The 20639-nt window shown below is 60.7% G+C and carries 15 protein-coding genes; 11 read left to right on the forward strand and 4 right to left on the reverse strand.

Translation table 11 applies throughout. The features are described 5' to 3' along the window. Positions 1-45: 45 nt before the first annotated feature. From DOM27_RS04400 to DOM27_RS04415, 4 genes are all read left to right on the forward strand, one after another. Positions 46-630 carry a DUF4124 domain-containing protein gene (locus tag DOM27_RS04400; protein ID WP_245392579.1) on the forward strand — a complete coding sequence of 195 codons (585 nt, stop codon included), beginning with the start codon at positions 46-48 and terminating at the stop codon, positions 628-630. Positions 631-871: 241 nt separating this feature from the next. Then, on the forward strand, positions 872-1912 hold the full coding sequence (gene glnL / locus DOM27_RS04405) for a nitrogen regulation protein NR(II) (protein ID WP_110654798.1): 1041 nt from the start codon (positions 872-874) through the stop codon (positions 1910-1912). Positions 1913-2017: 105 nt separating this feature from the next. After that, complete coding sequence (gene glnG, locus DOM27_RS04410; protein WP_110654799.1) at positions 2018-3427, forward strand: nitrogen regulation protein NR(I); 1410 nt, start codon at positions 2018-2020, stop codon at positions 3425-3427. A gap of 47 nt (positions 3428-3474) precedes the next feature. Then, complete coding sequence (locus tag DOM27_RS04415) at positions 3475-5217, forward strand: alpha-amylase family glycosyl hydrolase (protein ID WP_110654800.1); 1743 nt, start codon at positions 3475-3477, stop codon at positions 5215-5217. Positions 5218-5331: 114 nt separating this feature from the next. On the opposite strand, the gene DOM27_RS04420 is transcribed toward DOM27_RS04415, so the two are convergent. Then, positions 5332-6444 carry a cobalamin-independent methionine synthase II family protein gene (locus tag DOM27_RS04420; RefSeq protein ID WP_110654801.1) on the reverse strand — a complete coding sequence of 371 codons (1113 nt, stop codon included), beginning with the start codon at positions 6442-6444 and terminating at the stop codon, positions 5332-5334. 325 nt (positions 6445-6769) lie between these two features. Here DOM27_RS04420 and DOM27_RS04425 point away from each other — a divergent pair, with 325 nt between their 5' ends. Together DOM27_RS04425 and DOM27_RS04430 are read left to right on the forward strand one after the other, a co-directional pair. Further along, positions 6770-7633 (forward strand): isocitrate lyase/PEP mutase family protein, encoded by an 864-nt coding sequence (locus DOM27_RS04425; RefSeq protein WP_110654802.1) that lies wholly within the window; start codon positions 6770-6772, stop codon positions 7631-7633. 94 nt (positions 7634-7727) lie between these two features. Further along, positions 7728-9062 (forward strand): deoxyguanosinetriphosphate triphosphohydrolase, encoded by a 1335-nt coding sequence (locus tag DOM27_RS04430; RefSeq protein WP_110654803.1) that lies wholly within the window; start codon positions 7728-7730, stop codon positions 9060-9062. A 51-nt stretch (positions 9063-9113) separates the two neighbouring features. Here the strand turns inward: DOM27_RS04430 and DOM27_RS04435 are convergent, their stop codons facing one another. After that, the gene (locus DOM27_RS04435; protein WP_110654804.1) at positions 9114-10040 is read right to left on the reverse strand and encodes a LysR family transcriptional regulator; all 927 of its coding nucleotides are present in this window, start codon (positions 10038-10040) and stop codon (positions 9114-9116) included. A 208-nt stretch (positions 10041-10248) separates the two neighbouring features. Between DOM27_RS04435 and DOM27_RS04440 the strand changes: the two genes are divergently transcribed. Next, complete coding sequence (locus tag DOM27_RS04440) at positions 10249-11331, forward strand: 4-oxalomesaconate tautomerase (RefSeq protein WP_110654805.1); 1083 nt, start codon at positions 10249-10251, stop codon at positions 11329-11331. A 150-nt stretch (positions 11332-11481) separates the two neighbouring features. On the opposite strand, the gene DOM27_RS18260 is transcribed toward DOM27_RS04440, so the two are convergent. Continuing rightward, entirely contained in the window at positions 11482-12207 is a 726-nt protein-coding gene (locus DOM27_RS18260) for a GIY-YIG nuclease family protein (RefSeq protein ID WP_425353283.1), read from the reverse strand. Between the two features lie 341 nt (positions 12208-12548). On the opposite strand from DOM27_RS18260, the gene DOM27_RS04450 reads away from it, so the two are divergent. From DOM27_RS04450 to DOM27_RS04465, 4 genes are all read left to right on the forward strand, one after another. Next, positions 12549-14504: a tripartite tricarboxylate transporter permease gene (locus DOM27_RS04450; protein WP_110654807.1), complete on the forward strand. Its 1956-nt coding sequence runs from the start codon at positions 12549-12551 to the stop codon at positions 14502-14504. Positions 14505-15145: 641 nt separating this feature from the next. Further along, the gene (gene betT / locus DOM27_RS04455) at positions 15146-17209 is read left to right on the forward strand and encodes a choline BCCT transporter BetT (RefSeq protein ID WP_110654808.1); all 2064 of its coding nucleotides are present in this window, start codon (positions 15146-15148) and stop codon (positions 17207-17209) included. Between the two features lie 142 nt (positions 17210-17351). Beyond that, positions 17352-18977, forward strand: a complete 1626-nt coding sequence (locus DOM27_RS04460; protein WP_110654809.1) for a sodium:solute symporter family protein — start codon at positions 17352-17354, stop codon at positions 18975-18977. After that, entirely contained in the window at positions 18970-19578 is a 609-nt protein-coding gene (locus DOM27_RS04465; protein WP_110654810.1) for a hypothetical protein, read from the forward strand. Before DOM27_RS04460 ends, DOM27_RS04465 begins: the two co-directional genes overlap by 8 nt. Positions 19579-19596: 18 nt before the next feature. Here the strand turns inward: DOM27_RS04465 and DOM27_RS04470 are convergent, their stop codons facing one another. Then, a complete protein-coding gene (locus tag DOM27_RS04470; RefSeq protein WP_110654811.1) occupies positions 19597-20571 on the reverse strand; it encodes a sugar kinase in 975 nt (324 codons plus the stop codon). Positions 20572-20639: the final 68 nt, after the last annotated feature.

Below are 20639 nucleotides of genomic sequence, written 5' to 3' on the forward strand. Positions count from 1 at the left end.
TTTTTGGCCGATAGGAGATATCGGACGATAACGGAGGGATTGGCGATGTCAGTATGGATGATGGGATTGATAGCCTGGGTCGGCCTGATGGCTGGGATTGTCTCGCCGATGATTGTCTCGTCGGCCCAGGCGGCGTCGGTGTACCGCCATGTCGATGCCGGCGGCAACGTGGTCTATAGCGATGAGCCCCAGGCGGGCCATCGAGTCGACCTCAAGCCGATTACGGTGGTTGATCCCACGAAGCCTGAAACCCGCACGCGCCCGGTCGAGACGGCGACGGCACCCGAGACGGCGATCGATTATGAGCGTTTCACGATCGCCAGTCCGCGTAACCAGCAGACACTCCCCACCGGGCAGGCCGGAAACGTTCAGGTGCAACTGTCAATCGAACCGGCACTGCAGCGGGGCGATCGCGTTCAGCTCAGGGTCGATGGCGAAGTGCGTCAATCGCCCATGCACACCAGCGTGTTCGCGCTGAGCCAGCTCGAGCGTGGCGAGCATCGGTTGCAGGCCGAGCTTGTCGACGCGCAAGGCCGGGTGCGTCTGGCGACGCCGACGGTCACGCTTTATGTCCAGCGGGCCAGCGTCAATTTGCCGGCCAATCCCAATAATCCCAACCGCAAAAAGTAATCCCGACCGCAAAAAGCCCTCTCAATCGGTAGACAGGTTTCCAGGCGTTTGCACTATTTTGGTGAATGGAGGGGATGTGATGTCGCCTCCCTGTTGAGTCAATCAGTGAGCCAATCAGGTCTTGATGGGTGAATAACGGCCAGTCTCTCCCGGATCGCTGCCCTTCAGTGAGCGAGATCGGGGGGTGGCGCGGTTTTTGCACTGTATAAGCACATACCGGATCACCACGATGGAACAACGCATGTATCAACGTTTGCTGGAGCATATGACGACCGCGGTCCTGTTGCTGGACGAGCGTCTTCACGTGCGCTGGCTCAATCCCGCCGCCGAGGCGTTGCTGGCTGCCAGTCGACCTCGGGTCGTCGGTCAGTGGCTGGAGTGTCTGAACGGCGAGGATGGCAGTGTCCGTCAGGTCCTGGTCAAGGCGATGCAGGAGTTTCATCCCTATACGCAGCGTGAAGCGTCGCTGGTGCTGACTGCGGGGGACGTGATCACGGTGGACTTCACCGCGACGCCGATCACCAGCCGCGAGCTGCTGCTCGAGATCGAGCCGCGGGACCGGCTGTTGCGAATCTCGCGGGAAGAGGCGCTGATGGCGCGTCAGGAGACGGTCAAGGTGCTGATGCGCGGCCTTGCCCATGAGGTCAAGAATCCGTTGGGCGGCATTCGCGGCGCGGCGCAATTGCTGGAGCGGGATCTGCCCGACCCGCAACTCACCGAGTTCACCCGGATCATCGTCGAAGAGGCGGATCGGCTGCGCGATCTGGTCGACCGCATGCTGGGCCCCAACACGCTGGTTCATCACGAGCCACTCAACGTGCACAAGGTGTTGGAGCGGGTGCGCGCGCTGCTCGAGGCGGAGCATCATCAGTTGAGTTTCGAGCGTGATTACGACCCGAGCGTGCCGGATCTGATCGGTGACGAGCCACAGTTGATTCAGGCGGTTCTCAATATCGCGCGCAACGCCGTTCAGGCGATGGAGGAGTTCGGCACGCTCGAGCCACGCCTGCTGCTGCGCACCCGGGTTCGTCGCCAGTTCACGTTGGGTGCCGAGCGTCACCGGCTGGTGTGTGAAGTCGCGATCGTCGATAACGGTCCCGGTATTCCGCAACACATTCGCGAGACGTTGTTCTTCCCGATGGTCTCCGGACGTGCGGAAGGCAGTGGCCTGGGGCTGTCGATCGCGCAGTCGATCCTGCATCAGCATCAGGGCCTGATCGAATGCGAGTCGCATCCCGGTGTGACGGAGTTCCGCCTGTTGATTCCTTTCGATGCGCCGTGAAGTTGACCGTATGCCTCCTCGCAAGCGAGTACCTGTGGGGGCGTGGGCACGGGGCATCAACGAAGTCGCCGAGTGCGCGATTCAACGTTCTGCTGGAGAACTGTCATGACTGAAGTGGCCCGTATCGCGATCGTCGACGATGATCGTGCGATCCGCTGGGTGTTGGAGAGGGCCCTGGCGCAGCCGGATCTCGAGGTGCAATCCTTCGAGCGTGCCGATGCCGCGCTCGAAGCCATCGAGCGAAACCCGCCGGATGTGCTGTTGACCGACATCCGCATGCCGGGGCTCGACGGGCTGGATCTGATGGCCAAGGTCCGCGAGATGCATCCCGATCTGCCGGTGATCGTGATGACCGCGCACTCGGATCTGGATAGCGCGGTGGCGTCCTATCAGGGTGGTGCGTTCGAATACCTGCCCAAACCGTTCGATGTCGACGACGCGCTGGCGCTGGTTCGACGAGGGGTGGCGCACGCTCGCGAGCGACGTTCGCCCGCCGCCATGCCGGAGGGGCTTTCTGCCGAGATCATCGGCGAAGCACCGGCGATGCAGGAAGTGTTCCGAGCGATCGGCCGTCTATCCCAGTCGCATATCACGGTGTTGATCAATGGGGAATCGGGCACCGGCAAGGAGCGGGTCGCACAGGCGCTGCATCAGCATAGCCCGCGTAGCGGCCATCCGTTCATCGCGCTCAACATGGCGGCAATTCCCAAGGATCTGATGGAGTCGGAACTCTTCGGCCACGAAAAGGGCGCTTTCACGGGCGCCGCCGCCCAACGCCGCGGACGCTTCGAGCAGGCCGACGGCGGCACGCTGTTTCTGGACGAAATCGGCGATATGCCCGCCGATACGCAGACCCGATTGTTGCGCGTGCTGGCGGACGGTGAATTCTATCGGGTGGGTGGCCACGTGCCGGTCAAGGTCGATGTCCGGATCATTGCCGCGACGCATCAGAACCTGGAAAAGCTGGTGACGGAGGGGCGCTTTCGCGAGGATCTGTTTCACCGTCTCAACGTGATTCGCGTGCATCTGCCGCGGCTGTCGGAGCGTCGCGAGGATATTCCTCGGCTGGCCCAACATTTTCTTGCCGAGGCCGCCAAGGAACTCTCGGCCGAATCCAAGGTTCTGACCAAGGATGCCGAGACGCATCTGACGCGTTTGCCCTGGCCCGGCAACGTTCGCCAGCTGGAAAATACCTGCCGCTGGCTCACGGTGATGGCATCCGGTCGTGAAGTGCTGGTCGACGATCTGCCACCGGAGCTGCGCGACATCGAGGGTAACGAGGCGCCGAGCGGGGACTGGCGTAATGCCTTCCGGGAATGGGCGGATCGGGCTCTGGCCTCGGGACACACGCACCTGCTCGAGGAGGCCGTGCCGGATTTCGAGCGCATCCTGATCGAGACCGCTCTGAAGCATACCGGCGGGCGCAAGGGTGAGGCCGCCGAACTTTTGGGTTGGGGACGCAATACCTTGACGCGTAAGGTAAAGGTGCTTCTGCCGGCGCTGGCCGAAGAGTAGTCTGGCGCTCCTTGCAGTCAGACCCAAAGACACCAATGGGAAATTTTATGTCCGATCCGACCCAGTGGTGGCGTGGCAGCGTCATCTACCAGATCTATCCCAGAAGCTTCATGGATGCGCGTGGTGACGGCATCGGGGATCTTCCGGGTATTACCGCCAAGCTGGACTACGTGGCCGAGCTGGGCGTCGATGCGATCTGGATTTCGCCGTTCTTTCCGTCGCCGATGAAGGATTTCGGCTATGACGTCACCGATTATCGCGGCGTCGATCCAATGTTCGGCTCTTTTCACGACTTCCAGATGCTGCTCGAACGGGCGCATGGGCTAGGCCTGAAAGTGATCATCGATCTGGTCTTGAGCCATACCTCCGACCAGCATCACTGGTTCATCCAGAGCCGCAGCTCCCGCGACAATCAGAAGTCCGACTGGTATGTCTGGGCCGATCCCAAGCCGGATGGCACCGCGCCCAACAACTGGCTGTCGTTCTTCAGCGGCAGTGCCTGGACCTTCGACAGTCGGCGGCGCCAGTATTACCTGCACAACTTTCTATCGTGCCAGCCGGATCTCAACTTTCACAATCCGGCGGTGCGCCAGGAGCAGCTCGATAATGCCCGCTTCTGGCTCGATCTGGGCGTTGACGGATTCCGTCTGGATACTTCGAATTTCTATTTCCACAGCCAGGCGCTGCAGAACAATCCGGCGCTCGGCAGCGGTGAATTCAAGACGCCCAGCGTGCCGGCTTCGAATCCGTACTCGATGCAACGCCATCAGTTCGATATCAGCCAGCCGGAAAATATCGGGTTCCTGAACGAACTGCGCGTGCTGATGGATGAATACCCCGGCACCATGACGGTGGGGGAGATTTCCGATGATCGCCCGCTGGAGCGCATGGTCGAGTACACCATTGGCGATGATCGCCTGCACATGGCCTATACATTCGACCTGTTCGATGCCGAGTTCAGCGCTCAGCGACTGCGCGATATCATCGAACACTTCCAGTATTACGCGGGCGATGCCTGGCCGTGCTGGGCGCTCTCTAACCATGACGTCCAACGTGTCGTGTCGCGCTGGACCCAACACGAAAATCTGGAACAGCACGGCCCGTTGGTCGCCAAGGTCGCGACGGTCATGCTCTGTTCGCTCTACGGCAGCATCTGCCTCTATCAAGGCGAAGAACTGGGGTTGCCGGAAGCCGATGTGCCCTACGAGCGGCTGGTCGATCCCTACGGGCTGGCACTGTGGCCGGAGTACAAGGGGCGCGACGGCTGCCGCACGCCGATGCCGTGGACGAGCGGCGAGCTCGGCGGCTTCACGTCGGTCGAACCCTGGCTCCCCGTGGACGGACATCATCGCCAGCTCTCCGTCGAGAGGCAGCTCGCCGAAGCCGACAGCACGCTGCGCGTGACGCGAGAGTTTCTTCGCTGGCGTAAATCGCAGTCGGCGATGGTCGATGGAACGCTTATCTTGAGCGACTTCGACGACGACCTGCTGGGCTGGCTGCGGGTGTCACACGACCAGGCGATCCTGGCGGTCTTCAACCTGACCAGCGAATCGCGATCCACCAGCCTGCCGGCCGGTACCGGCGAGATCGTCTTCCAGGCAGGCTTTACCGCGCATCTGCATGATAACTGGCTGACGCTGCCGCCGTTTCAAGCGGCGTTCGTGCATGTCGACCGCAGCAGTATCGACCCCAGGGCGCTGATCGAGCAGGAGCCCGATCCCGAGCGCAAGGGCTTCCTTAGTCGGCTGTTGGGATCGCTGATGCGCAACGAGGATGGCGAGTCTCAGTGACAGCGGGCCCTTTTAGTTGACGGAGACCAACAGATGGGGCTTGGCTGATCGAAATCGGGGGTTGGCGATGGAACTCGGGGAGATGTGCACCTCCCCGAGACTGGGGCCAGCGTCTCAGTCTCTGTTCCAGTACCCGTTGGCGATCTCCAGCGTCAGCCGGATCTTGTCCCACTGCGCCTGCTCGGCGAGGTCGTTGCCCTCTTCGGTGGAGGCGAAGCCGCATTGCGGGCTCAGGCAGAGCTGGCGCTTGTCGACGAATCGAGTGGCTTCATCGAGACGCGCCCTGACGACTTGCGGATCCTCCAGTTCGCCCATCTTGGTGGTGATCAGGCCGAGCACTGCCTGCTGGTGTCCCTCCGGAATGAAACGCAGTGGGTCGAAGCTGCCGGCACGATCGCTGTCGTACTCGAGGAACCAGGCATCCACGTTGACCTTGCCGAACAGCGTTTCGGCGACCGGCTCGTAACCGCCTTCGCTGATCCAGGTAGAGCGGAAGTTGCCGCGACAGACGTGGAGCGAGACGTAAAGGTCGTCCGGCTTGTCGGCCAGAGCATGATTGAGCATTTCGGTGTAGATCGCCTGTAACTGATCAGGATCGTCACCGCGATCTCGCGCTGCCTGCAGCTCCTTTTCCGAGCAGAGATAGGCCCACACGGTGTCATCCAGCTGGAGATAGCGGCAGCCGGCGTCGTAGAACGCGCGAACCGCGTCGCGATAGGCATCGGCGGTATCGGCGAAAAACGCGTCGAGACTCGGATAGATGCCACTGTCGATCTTCTTTCGACCGCCACGGAAGTGCAGCACGCTGGGGCTGGGGATCGTCATTTTGGGCATGACGGTGGCGACGCTGGCCAGATAGCGGAAGTCCTCCAGCATCGGGTGCGCCGCGTTGAACCCGACCTTATCGTCGACACGTATCTGCTTGGCGTTCGTCTGCACACCCTGGAACTGGATACCCTGATCGCCCTGGTAGCCCGTGACGCCATCGAGCTGTTCGAGAAAATCGAAGTGCCACCAGGCACGGCGAAATTCGCCGTCGGTAACGACCTCGAGCCCCGCGGCTTCCTGCTGTTCGACCACGCGGCGAATTTCGCGATCCTCGACCGCCTTGAGGGCGGCGGTATCGATATCGCCCTGCTGGAATTGAGCGCGCGCCTTCTTCAGCGCCATGGGCCTCAGGAAGCTGCCGACGATATCGGCTCGGAATGGGGGATGCGCCTGCGACATGGGATTTCCTCTCGAGATGGGGCAGCGTCATGCTGGCGAATGATGATGCTGAGGCGGCTAATGATGCGGGTTGATCGCCAATTCGGCCAATGAAGGGCGCTCAAGCAGGCATGCATGATATTCATCACCTTGCCGTGCGGCAGTTCGGCCTCGGCGTCGTTTCTTCAAACTTTAGTGGTAGAATTCTCGGCCCTCGCCGGCGCCTTCATCGCGACTTCATCGGCTATCGGCGGGGCAGTTCCCAAGATGACGCCCTCACGTTCGAACGACTGAATTTTGAACGACTGAATTTTGAACGACATGGGTAAAAGAACAGGAGTGTTCCGTGACGACCCCTTCCCAACACGATTTACGTAACGAATTTCGCCGTCTGCTGGCCAGCGACGACTGCTATTACACGGCGTCGGTATTCGATCCGATGTCGGCACGCATTGCCGCCGATCTCGATTTCGAGGTGGGCATTCTGGGCGGTTCCGTGGCGTCGTTGCAGGTTCTCGCCGCGCCCGATTTCGCCTTGATTACCCTGAGCGAGTTCGTCGAGCAGGCCACCCGCATCGGCCGTGTGGCGCGTCTGCCGGTAATTGCCGATGCCGACCATGGCTACGGCAACGCGCTCAACGTGATGCGCACCATCACCGAGCTCGAGCGTGCCGGTATCGCCGCGCTGACCATCGAAGATACCCTGCTGCCGGCACAATACGGGCACAAGTCGACCGACCTGATCCCGGTCGAGGAAGGTGTCGGCAAGATGCGCGCGGCTCTGGAAGCGCGCATCGATCCGGCCATGTCGATCATTGCTCGCACCAATGCCGGCCAGCTCGACGACGATGCCGCCGTCGCCCGCATCCGGGCCTATCAGGCAGCCGGCGTCGATGCCATCTGCCTGGTAGGCGTGCGGGATTTCGAACACCTGGAAAAGCTCGCCGCGCCGCTGACGGTTCCGCTGATGCTGGTGACCTACGACAACCCGCAGCTGCGTGATCGCGCGCGGCTGGCCAAGCTCGGGGTCCGTATCGTGGTCAACGGCCACGCCGCCTACTTCGCATCGATCAAGGCGACCTACGACTGCCTGCGCGAGCAGCGCGATATCGCCACCAACGATCTGGATGCCTCGCAGCTGTCGACGCGTTATTCGACGGTCGACGAATATCGGATCTGGGCCCGCGAGTATATGGACGTCAAGGAGTAGACCTTTACCCGAATGCCGTCGTGGCTTTTCTTTCGGGCAGGCGGGCGGCATGCTAGTCCGCCCGATATCCGCCTACCTTTGACCGGAGATGACGATGACCGCCATGCAATGGGAACGACTGCTCGATCCCGTCCGTCTGCACGATGCCCGGACCTCGCGTGGCGAAGCCGGTCGCAGTCCGTTTCACAAGGATTACGACCGTATCGTCTTCTCCGGTTCCTTCCGCCGTCTGGGACGCAAGACGCAGGTTCATCCGCTCACCGACAACGATCATATCCACACCCGGTTGACCCACTCGATCGAGGTGGGGTGCGTCGGCCGCAGTCTGGGGATGATCGTCGGTGAACAGCTACGCGGCAGCTTGCCGGCCTGGGTCACGGCTGCCGATCTCGGAGTCATCGTTCAGGCGGCCTGCCTGGGGCACGACATCGGCAATCCGCCGTTCGGCCATGCTGGCGAGTATGCGATTCGCGACTGGTTCAAATGGTCCGAGGCGCAGGGCGGTGGGCTGCTCGAAGGTCTTGACGAGGCGCAGCGCCAGGATCTGTTGACCTACGAAGGCAATGCCCAGGGCTTTCGCGTCGTGACGCAGATCGAGTACAACCAGTTTCGCGGTGGCATGCGGCTCTCCGCGGCCACCCTGGGGACGTTGCTCAAGTATCCCTGGACCGTCGAGCACGGTGGCCAGATGGGCAAGTTCGGCTGCTATCAGTCGGAGAAACCTCTGCTGGCCGAAGTCGCCGATCGCCTGGGATTGAAGTCCGTGGGGGAATCGAAATGGTGCCGTCATCCGTTGGCTTACCTGGTCGAGGCGGCGGACGATATCTGCTATGCGCTGCTCGATCTCGAAGACGGCCTGGAGATGGGCATTCTGCGCTACGAGGAAGTCGCGCAAGTGTTGTTGCAGATTGCCGGCGGACCTCCGGCCGGATACGAACAGATGGCGACCGACGGTGTGTCGCAGCGTCGGCGTATAGCGGCGCTACGGGGTGCGGCCATGGAGCGGGCGGTCAACGAAGTCGGAGATGTGTTCGTGCAGCATGAGAAATCGCTGCTCAACGGCACGCTCAATGACGACCTGCTCGAGCTGTGCCACCCGGACCTGACCTGGGGGGTGTCCTCGGCCAAGCAGCTGGCCCGCGAGCGTATCTTCCAGAACGAGCGCAAGGCCAAGCTCGAGATCGGCGCCTATACCACGCTGGGTATTCTGCTCGAGGCCTTCATCGGGGCGGCCCACGAGCTACATCACACCGGACACTCCTCCTTCAAGCATCAACGGGTGCTCGCGCTGATCGGCGAGAATACGCCGAAGCCGAATTGGCCGCTCTACGACAGCTATCGCCGGATGCTCGATTTCATTGGCGGCATGACCGACCACTATGCGGTCGAGCTGGCCCAGGAGATGGGCGGACGGCTGAAAGGTGATTGAGTCACCGCGTGGCCCGTCCCAAGCATCGAGCGACCCTGTCACGCATGACGGCTAGAGATGGATCGGTCCGCCCGGTCCGCTGGCATCGCCGTGATCCCAGTGCCGCAGCAGCGCTTCGACAAACCGTTCGGCTGCCGGGGACAGCGCGCTGTCTCGCCGTCGAACCATGCCTAGGATGCGTTTGACCAGCGGTTCCACCAGCGGTCGCTGAACCAGCAGTGGATGCTCCTGATCCGGCATCGAGAGCTTCGGTACGGCTGCCACGCCCAAGCCCGCTTCCACCATCCCCAATGACGTCGACAGATGCTGGACTTCGTAGAACCAGCTGGGCCGCTGGGTCAGTGAAGACAGCTCATGATCGAGCAGCATGCGATTGCCGCTCATTTTTCCCACTCCGATCAGTTTGTGTTCGCTCAGTTCGCTCCAACTGATGGTGTCGCTGGCGGCCAACGGATGATCATGCCGGCAGACCAGCACGAACGGTTCGACGACCAGTGGCGTGAAGACAATATCCGGGTGATGCCCACTCAACATATTGATGCCAAATTCTGCCTCACCACTGAGTACGGCTTCCAGACCGTCGTTGGCACTCAGGTCGAGTAAACGAATACGAATGTTGGGATAGCGGGCGTTGTATTCGCGAATCACGGCGGGCAGAAAATAGAACGCTGCGGTGGGAATGCAGGCGAGCGTAATCTGACCAATGCGGTTCTCTGCGAGAGCACGAATGTTGAAGAGAGCATGATCGAACTCATCGATCAGGCGCTTGGCCTGGGGAAAAAAATCACGTCCGACCGTGGTGAGCGATACGCTGCGCGTAGTGCGCGCGAGAAGAGGCGTACCCAGGATCGACTCCAGCTTTTGAACCCGGCGGCTCAACGCCGGTTGTGAGAGATTGAGTGCCTCTGCCGCGGCGTGAAAACTCTCGAGCTCGGCGACCTTCAGGAAGGCTTGAATCTGCTGTAGCTCATAGTTCATTGGTCTAAAGCCTCACCAATTCGTGTCTGTAAGAAAACCATGATGAGTTATTAAATGTTTATAAAAATCATTTAGTTATAGATTTTTGATCAATTAATGCTTTTTGCGCATCAATCGTCACGATAGTTGCATTGGATTGCGTTTAGCAAGCATGCGAGCTTGCCGTCCATCGATGGCCGACCTGGCCAAACCGTGGAAGGAACATCCTATGCAAGCCATTCCCTGCGTTCTCATGCGCGGCGGCACCTCGAAAGGACCGGTATTTCTCGGCAGCGATCTGCCTCAGGATCCGACCGCTCGCAATGAGTTGTTATTGGCGCTGATGGGCTCCGGCAACGAATTGGAAGTCGATGGCATTGGTGGCGGCTATCCCCAGACCAGCAAAGTGGCCATCGTGTCGCCTTCCGATGTCCCTGGCGTCGATGTCGACTATCTGTTCGTGCAGGTGCTGGTTGAGCAACGACGGGTCGATACCTCTCCCAACTGCGGCAACATGCTGAGTGCCGTTGGGCCTTTCGCCATTGAGCAGGGACTCGTCGACGTCAAGGGCGATGTGACCCGCTTGACGATCCGCAATCTCAATACCGATACGTTGATCGATGCCGACATTCAGACGCCGGATGGCAAGGTCACTTATGTCGGTGATACCGCCATTGATGGGGTGCCCGGCACGGCGGCGCCAGTGCTACTGGAGTTTCACAATGTCGTCGGCGCCAAGACCGGAAAACTCTATCCCACTGGCCAGGCGCGAGACGTTATCGATGGGGTGGAAGTCACCTGCATCGATGCCGCGATGCCGATGGTTCTGATCCGCGCGGCCGACCTTGGCAAGCGCGGCGATGAATCCCCGGCCGAGCTGGATGCGGATAGCACATTGATGCACCGGCTGGAATCGATCCGGCTGCAGGCGGGGCAGGCCATGGGTTTCGGTGATGTAGTCGAGCGGGTCATTCCCAAGCCGGTTCTTATCAGCGAACCCGATGCGGGTGGAGCACTACGTGTGCGCTATTTCATGCCTCATCGTTGTCATCGTGCATTGGCTATCACCGGCGCTGTCGGACTGGCGATAGCCTCCATGGAAGGTAGCGGCATTACCGCGGGCATCGCGCAGGCGCCGGAAGGGTTGCTCGAGTTTGAACACCCCAGTGGCCAGCTCGGCGTGATGACTCGCTGGCCGGCAGATCAGACATGGCCCAGCTGCTCGCTGGTGCGCACGGCAAGGCGGCTGTTTAGTGGGTCGGTCTATGCGCCTGAAAATGTCGCGCTTGATGTCGTAAGCGGAGCAACGTGATCTTGATAACAACCTTAACAACAGGCTAGAGGAGAGCATGTCATGCACGCCAAGCTGACTCTCAACAATCGTCGTCTTCGGCGATTGGGTGCCATCGGAATACTGGTCGCGCTGCTGCCAACGTGGGCGCAGGCTGATGAGTCCCAACCGCTACCCGGCAGACTGAACTGGACCGTCCCCTTCGGCGTGGGCGGCGGTACGGATGTCTGGGCACGTTTCATGTCGCACTGGTTTGCACGCTCGTTGCCGGGGCAACCGGCTATCGTGATCAATAACGTGCCCGGCGGTGGCTCGATCACCGGTACCAATCAGTTCTATTCCCGGGCCGAGCCCAACGGAGAAGAGATGCTGGTGACATCGGCATCGACACAGTATCCGGCCATGCTGCGTGACCCTCGGGTCCGTTACGACTACGACAAGTGGACGCCGATCGCGGCGGCGCCGACCGGCGGCGTAGTCTACGTCCAGCCTCGCTTCGGCAAGCAGACGCAGAACATTCTCGCTGCGCTGCGTGACGAACCAACCAAGTTCGCGATGCAAACGCCCACCGGGCTGGAAATGCCGGTGATGCTGGCGTTCGACATGTTGGGATTGGCGGTAGAGCCGGTATACGGGATGCGCAGTCGTGGCGAGGGGCGTCTGGCATTCGAGCGGGGCGAGGCGGGTGTCGATTTCCAGACCACTTCGGCCTACTTCAGCAATGTCACACCGCTGATCGAATCGGGGCGCGCGATACCGCTGTTTTCGCTGGGGGTGATGAACGATGACAACATCATCGAACGGGATCCCGCCTTTCCGGACCTGCCCACCTTTTCCGAGCTTTATCTCGCGCAGCCCGACACCAGCCGCGACGACACCGAGTATCAGGTTTTCCACAAGTTCTTTGCCTCCGGCTATGCGCTGCAAAAGCTGCTGCTGGTGCCGAAGGACATCGCACCGGGGCTACTCGAACAGTATCGCGATGCGGCCAAAAAACTGGTCAAGGACGAGGACTTTCTGAGCGCGGCGCGCAAGCAGGTCGGGCCCTATGAGCCGGTGGTCGGTGAGGTGGCGGCAAAGCAACTGGAATCGGCAATGGAGCTCAGCGATGACCGCCGACAATGGGTCGTCGACTGGCTACGGGATCGTTATGGCGTGCGGGTCGTAACGCGCTGACCTTGGCACCACGTGCCGCGTAGTGCCCGGTTGGCGCGCGAGGCAGGAGAGGAGATAACACAATGATGGAAGCCATGATGGCGAGTCTGGGGGAGGTCTTTAGCGCCTCTCACCTGATCTATATGGGGTTTGGCGTGATGATCGGCCTGCTGGTGGGCATCATCCCAGGCCTTGGTGGGATTGCCGGGATGGCGCTGCTGTTGCCTTTTCTATACGGCATGGAGCCGGGCCTGGCGCTTGGCATGTTGATGGGCATGGTTGCGGTCATTCCGACCGGCGATACCTTTACGTCCGTTTTGATGGGAATACCCGGTTCCAGCGCCTCGCAGGCGACGGTCATGGACGGGTTTCCGCTAGCCAAAAAGGGCCAGGCTGCGCGGGCGCTGTCCAGTGCCTTTCTGTCGTCGCTGTGTGGTGGCGTGATCGGTGCCGTCATACTGACCGGCTTCATTCTGATTGCCCGTCCGCTGGTACTCGCTTTCTCGTCGGCGGAGCTGTTCGTACTGACGTTATTGGGACTGGCCATGGTCGCGGTGCTGTCCGGGGACAGTCTGTTCAAGGGGGTGGCTGCCTGCGGACTAGGGCTGTTGGCTGGCGCTATCGGTACCGCGCCGGCGACTGGAGAGTTTCGGTTGAATTTGGGTGTTGAATATCTGTTCGATGGCATCCCCCTTATCGTCGTGGGTCTGGCGATTTTCGCGCTGCCCGAAATCGTGGACCTGCTGATTCGGCGGGGCAGTATCGCTCAGGAGCACACGTCGCTGGGCCATGGCTGGCGCCAGGGTATCCGCGATGTCGTCGATAACAAGGGGCTTGTCGCCAAGTGCGCCGGTATGGGGAGCATCATCGGTACCATTCCCGGCCTGGCAGGGTCAGTCGTCGACTGGCTGACCTATGCCTTTGCTCAGAAAACGGTCAAGGGTGACAAACAGTTCGGTAAGGGCGATATCCGTGGCGTCATTGCGCCCGAGTCTGCCAACAACGCCTGTGCCTGTGGGGCAATGGTGCCCACCCTGCTGTTCGGCGTGCCCGGTTCCGGTACGGCGGCGATCTTCCTGGGGGGATTGCTGCTGCTGGGTCTGGAGCCCGGCGTCAGCATGATCACGACACACCTCGACCTGACCTACACTATTATCTGGTCGCTGGCGTTGGCCAATATTCTCGGCGCTGCGCTGTGTCTATTGATGGCACGTCCGGTTGCCCAGTTGACCCGTATTCCCTTTGCGTTGCTGGCCCCTGTCATCACCACGTTGATTCTGTTCGCAGCCTATCAGGCGACTCGCTCACTGGGAGACTGGTACACGCTGATCGCCGTCGGTGCGATCGGGCTGCTGTTCAAGTCCGCGGGCTGGTCACGACCGGCGTTTCTAATCGGCTTCGTGCTGGCGCCTGGAGCAGAAACCTATTTCTACCAGAGCGTTCAGTTTCACGGCATGTCGGCTTTTCTGCGACCAGGAGTGATCATCATTCTGACGCTGATCGCACTGGCGTTGTTGATCCCGCAATTCAAGAAGCTTGTGACACGTCGCCGTAACACCGCTGCAGTGGCCGCAGATGTTACGGGTGAGTCGACGTCTCAGGCGACATTTGGCCGGATCGACCTGATTCTGTTGATCAGTATGCTGTTGCTGGCCGTCGCTGCCTGGTATGACGTCAGCGGCATGTCGACTATCGGTGGCATCTTCCCGATGCTGGCCATCGCGATCATGGCGATTGGCGCGCTGATGACCGGTTTGCAGGCATGGAGAGGAAAGACGACCTGGGTCGAGCAGCCCATCTCTCATCAACTTTACTGGTTGGTTGGCTTGGTGGGTCTGGTTGTCATCTCGTCCTTTGTCGGATTCGTGACCACTGCGATTCTCATGACCTTTGGCTTTCTGCGCTGGTTCGCTAGGGCTCGCTGGGTGATGGCACTGCTGATCGCCGTAGGTATCGGCGCCTTCCTGCTGGGCATGCAGGGGCTGCTGAGTCTGCATTATCCATCAGGATGGCTGGATGACGCGTTGTTTCATTGGTAACAATCGCCCCTTTTGATCAAGGTGGAAAGTCTGCGGCGTCGGGTTACACTCGGCGCCGTTTTTTTGACCGGTCGAGTGAGATTGCTGGCACACCGGTCAATGACGGCTGTTGAAAGTCCCCGCGTAACGCCGTATTTTAATTGAACGGTCAATCAATAAAAAACTGCGTCATCGGTAGCCTCGTCGATACCGAGTGGCGTCGACGCGATAGGGCGTCGAGATCGCTTGCCGGACGGCAGGCCTGTCGAGAGCATGAATTCTCGATCAACGTGATATCGACAGGCATGAAATAGCTCTCGCTTTTACGTAGCGATGAACCATAGTTCAAGCGTTGAGCCGCTGTAGGTTCGGCTCGACAGCGGGCGCTTTCGGGTTCGGCAAGCGTTTATCCCCTCTTCCGGGAAACCTGACACGGATGACGAAGCATTAGAGAAGAGGGGGATCGAGACTTTCGTTGAAAGCACGACTGGATTCAACGGCCGAAGTCGATTTAACTCGATCAGAGGTCTTGAGACCTCGCGGCGGGAATACGGAAACGAGTGAAGGGCCATTATCGCTCAGCGACCCCTGGCGGCAGTATCGGCTGACAGGGCGCCCTGCTCATTCGTCAACGCAAACTATCCAAGATTGATGGGAGCCGCATGAGCACAAGTCCCGATAATAATTCCAGTACCCGAGACAGACTGAATCCAGTCGTCTTCTATGGGTCTGTCATTGGCATCGTCGCCTTCTCGCTATGGGCGATGGTGGCTACCGAGCAGGCGAACGGCGTCATTAACGCGCTGCTGGGGTGGATCGCCAACACGTTCGGCTGGTATTACTTTCTGACAGTCGTCATCTACCTGGCATTCGTGCTGTTCGTGGGTTTTTCCCGCTTCGGCAAGATTCGCCTTGGGCCTGAGCATTCGAGGCCCGATTTCAATATCTTTTCCTGGTCGGCGATGCTGTTCTCTGCCGGGATCGGGATCGGCGTCATCTTCTTCGCCCTGGCCGAACCGCTGACCCAGTTCTACAACGCGCCGAACGCGCCTAGTGATCAGGTCGCTGCAGCCCGCTACGCGATGCAGCTCACCTTCCTGCACTGGGGATTGTCGGGATGGGGAATCTATACCCTGGTCGGAATGTCGCTGGCCTTCTTCAGTTATCGCCATAATCTCCCGCTGACCATCAGCAGTGCGCTCTATCCCATCTTCGGCAAGAAAATTTACGGCTCGATTGGTCACGTGGTGGATATTGCCGCCGTGCTGGGCACCGTATTTGGGATCGCGGCCAGTCTCGGGATCGGCGTCATCCAGCTCAACTACGGTCTGAACTTCATGTTCGGTATCGCGGAAAGTGCCTGGACTCAGACCATTCTGGTGCTGATGATCGTGCTCTTCGCCACGATTTCCGCAGTAACCGGTGTCGAGAAGGGCATCCGTCGCCTTTCCGAGTTCAATATTTTGCTGGCGATCGCGCTGTTGCTGTTCGTGCTGTTTGCCGGCAAGACGGTGTTCCTGCTGAACGCGCTGGTGATGAACGTCGGCGACTATCTGGCCGGTTTCATTCCGATGTCGTTCAACACTTATGCGTTTGATCAACCGACCGAGTGGCTGAACGGTTGGACACTGTTCTTCTGGGCTTGGTGGATTGCCTGGGGCCCGTTTGTCGGTCTGTTCCTGGCGCGTATCTCGCGTGGCCGCACCATCCGAACTTTCGTCGCCGGTACGCTGACGCTGCCCATCGCCTTCATGATGATCTGGATGTCGATTCTGGGTAACAGTGCGCTCGACATGGCAATGAACGGCGGGGCGGACTTCGGCCAGCAGGTCATGGATACCCCACCGGCAGGGATCTATCTGTTCCTGCAGCAGTACCCGTTCCCGGTGTTCTCGACCATCGCGGTGAGCATTCTGGCTATCGTGTTCTTCGTCACCTCCGGTGATTCGGGCGCCCTGGTACTGTCGAACTTCACGTCCAAGCTCAAGGACGTCAACAGCGACGCGCCTATCTGGATGCGGATCCTGTGGTCGGCGGTGATCGGGATTCTGACCTTGTCGCTACTGCTCGCCGGGGGGCTGTCGACGCTGCAGAGCGCAGTCGTCATCACCGGGCTGCCGTTCTCGATCGTGCTGTTTTTCATGATTGCCGGGCTCTACAAGGCGTTGAAGGTCGAGGCGTTCAAGGAGGACAGCCATCGTCTGAGTCTTTCCGGTTCGCTGTCGGGGCGCATCTCCTCCGGTAGCCGTGATCGCCCCCATGACTGGAAGACGCGACTCAAGCGCGCCATGTCGTTCCCCAATCGCCAGCAGGCGCAGCAGTTCCTGGAAGAGACCGGTCGACCCGCGATGGATGCGGTACGCGAGGAGCTTTTGAAACAGGGTGTTCAGGTCGATATCAGCGAAGGTACGCAGAACGACGATGACTATCTGTCGCTCTACGTCGATCTTGGCAGCGAGCAGAACTTCGCTTATCAGATCTGGACGCATCCGTTCTCCACGCCGTCTTTCGCCATGCGCACGCCGCGTAGCAGCAGTCGCTACTACCGGTTGGAGGTGTACCTGCTGGAAGGCAGCCAAGGTTACGACCTGATGGGCTATACCCGCGAGCAGGTGATCGATGACATTCTCGATCAGTACGAGCGTCATCTGCAGTTCCTGCACCTCAATCGTATGGAACCGGGAAGCGTCAACATGCCCGATAGTCCCGAGCAGCCGCCAGGCTGATCCGATCCGATACATTGACCTCACGTTGCCCCGGCCATTTGGCCGGGGTTTTTCGTTTCGACGATGACGACCCGTTCGGAACGTCGCAAGAATGACGTGCTACGCTCAAATTTGTCGATAACAAAAAAGCGGGGACAAGAATGTGGGAGCCTTCACCTGGTGGGATACCGCAGTTCTGATTGTCTACGTGGTGGGCATTGCTTGGGTGGGGGCCCGCTTCGGCAAGGATCAGGAGACCACGCAGGACTACTTTTTGGGCGGCCGCAAGATCCCCGGCTGGGCTATCGGCCTGTCGGTGATGGCCACTCAGGCCAGTGCCATTACCTTCATCGGTGCGCCCGGCTGGGGCTTCGAGGGCGGTTTGGAACGCCTGGCCACGTTCATCAACGTGCCGCTGGCGATGGCAGTGCTAATCGTGGTCCTGGTACCGATCTTTCATCGCGCCGGCATCTACAGTATCTACGAGCTGCTGGAACGTCGTTTCGGCGCCCTGACGCGTTCGCTGGCGGCGCTGCTGTTTCTGATTGCCCGCGGTCTCGCCACGGGCGTCGTGCTCTACGCGCCGGCGCTGGTGCTGTCGGTGGTGACCGGTTGGGACGTCAATTTGACCATCGTGCTGATGGCGGTGATCGCGGTGAGCTATACCGTACTCGGCGGCATCAGCGCGGTGATCTGGACCGACGTGATCCAGATGTTCGTGCTGTGGTTGGGGGCGATTCTGAGCATGGTGCTGATGGTCTCGAGCCTGCCCGGTGGCTGGGGCGACGTGTTCGCCTACGGTGCGGCCAACGGCATGTTCGATACCATCGACCTGTCGCTGGACCCGACAGTGACCTATTCGCTGTGGGCCGGATTGATCGGCGGCGTGGTGATGCACATCGCCTACTTCGGCACCGACCAGAGCCAGATACAGCGGGTCCTCACCAGTCCATCGATTGCCGAAGGGCAGCGTTCGCTATTGATCGGTGGTTATCTGCTGGTACCGCAGATGCTGCTGTTCCTGTTCATCGGCGTGATGCTGGCGGCCTACTATCAGCAGCACGGACTGACCGCGCCGGAGAACCTGAACGAGTTGTTCCCGCGCTACGTGGTCAATGCGTTCCCGGTTGGCGTTACCGGGTTGGTGATCGCGGGCGTGTTCGCGGCCGCGATGTCGAGTCTGGACTCCGCGCTCAACTCGCTATCCGCGGTGACGGTGCGGGATTTCTATGCCCGCTACCTCAAACCCGAGGCCGACGAGAAGCACTATCTGAAGGCGTCGCGCTGGGCGACCATTTTCTGGGGACTCTACGCCACGGCGTTCGCGTTCTTCGCGGGCAACCTCGGGCCGGTCATCGAGGCGGTCAACCGTATCGGCTCCTGGTTCTACGGCGCGCTGTTGGGCACGTTCCTGCTGGCGGTTCTCAGTCGCCGCAGTAACGGCCGAGGGGCGGTCACCGGTATCATCCTCGGTATGACGGCGGTGTGGGCCGTATCGCAGACCGATATTTCCTGGCTCTATCAGAACTTCGTGGGGCTGGTGGTTTCGGTGGGCGTTGGCTATGTCGTGAGTCTGACGGCGCCAGCGCCAACCCAAGAGCAGCTGTCGGATGTGGTGATCGATGAGACGGCGCCGGATATGCAGGCGATCCTCAAGGGTCGCAGTGGCGATGCCGCCGAGATCGGCCGCGATGCCCGGCTGACCCGTCGCCGCTGTATCGGTCTGGTGATCTGGTTTGTGTTATCGCTCGCCGCGCTGGGTCTGCTTCAATGGTGGGCCAATGGCTGAGTCGACGGCTGACGCGAAACGGGCGTCGAAGAAGGCTCCGGAGGCGGCAATACCGCGTCTGTCTCGGCAACTCGACGCCGCCGCCGCCAAACCCAAATTGCGACATTTCGGAGCGGATCGTTTCGAGCCGGCCTGGCTGTCGCTGTGGACACTGGCGATCGGGCGCGAGGCGGAGGAACCGCTGGCTTGGCTGCTGGCCGCCGACAATTTGCCGCGAGCGCTGCTGCTACCGGGAGAGTTGTCCCTCCGGCCGGCGGAAAACGATGATGCCCTCGTGCTCGGCGGTGGACGGCAGCCGACACTGGCACAATTCGAGCGCTGGTGGCTGTGGGAGCGACTGGCCCGACCGCGCCGCTGGCCGCTACGCTTGCAGCCAGTGACCTTGCGGGCCGTCGAATTCCCCCTGTGGTTGGGATATTCGCAAGGGCGGCTGAGCTATCGGCAGGGGCGAAAAACGCAGCTCATCGTGCTTAGCGGACTCTCGGGCGAGGCGCTGGGAGCGCTCAAGCCGGCGGTACTGGCGGGGCTTCGCGACCGGGCGAATGCGCGAACGAGCGCCATTCGCCCAGCGACCAAAGGTCAAAATACCGCATCGGGTTAGATCGCCTCGCCGTCGGGTTTAAATCGGGTCACCGCTGCGCTCCATGTCGACGAGCTGTTCTCGGCTGGGCAGACCTTCCATGTCGCCGATCACCTGAACCTGTCGGGCGCCGATCAAGTTGCCGCGATGCAGCGCCGCAGTCCAGTCCAATCCGTCCAGGTAGGCGCTGATGATGCCCACCGCAAAGCCGTCGCCGGCGCCCACGGTGTCGATGACCTGTTTGACGGGCGAGCCCTCGACGGTGCCTTCACGGTCGGCGGTGCGGAAGTAGCTGCCTTCAGGCCCGAGCTTGATCACCACCACCTTGGCGCCTCGGTCGAGATAGTCACCGGCGATATCGTAGGCCGTTTCGCGGCCGGTCAGCAGCTGTCCTTCACTCAAACCCGGCATCACGATATCGGCCTCGGCCGCCAGCGCGTTGAGGGTTTCGATCATCACCGCTTCGCTTGGCCACAGCCCGGGGCGCAGGTTGGGATCGAACGATATCGACAGACCGGCGCTGCGAGCTCGGCGCAACAGATGGAACGACAGTTCGCGCGCTGAATCGGAAATGGCCGGGGGGATGCCGGTCGCGTGCAGGTGGCGGGCGGCTTCCAGTTCGACATCGTTGGCGTCGGCAATGCTCAGTCGACTGGCGGCACTGCCCCTGCGCACGTACTCGACGTGGGGGTCGGCACCGTCGACGGCGCGCTCCTTGAATATCAGCCCGGTGGCGTGCGTGTCGTCGCGTTGCACGTGGCGACAGTCGAGCCCTTCGGCTTCCAGTGCTCGTTGCAGGAAAGTGCCGTTGTGATCCGCGCCCACGCGACTGAGCCAGCGAACGTCGAAGCCCAGCCGGGACAGCCCGATTGCCACGTTGTTATCGGCACCGGCCGTGCGACGGTGGAATCGCGCGACTTGATCCAGCGGACCCTGGTCGTCGGCGACGAACAGTGCCATCGCCTCACCGAAAGTCAGCACATCGTAAGCGGAGCGGGAGTCGGAACGGGGCATGGCATGTCCTGGATTGTGAGAGAGGTTGTGATGGAAGTTTCGAAGATCGTCGTCAAGGGTCTCTGATG

Origin of the sequence: Salinicola halimionae (assembly GCF_003206065.1) — a bacterium.
Lineage (GTDB): Bacteria > Pseudomonadota > Gammaproteobacteria > Pseudomonadales > Halomonadaceae > Salinicola > Salinicola halimionae.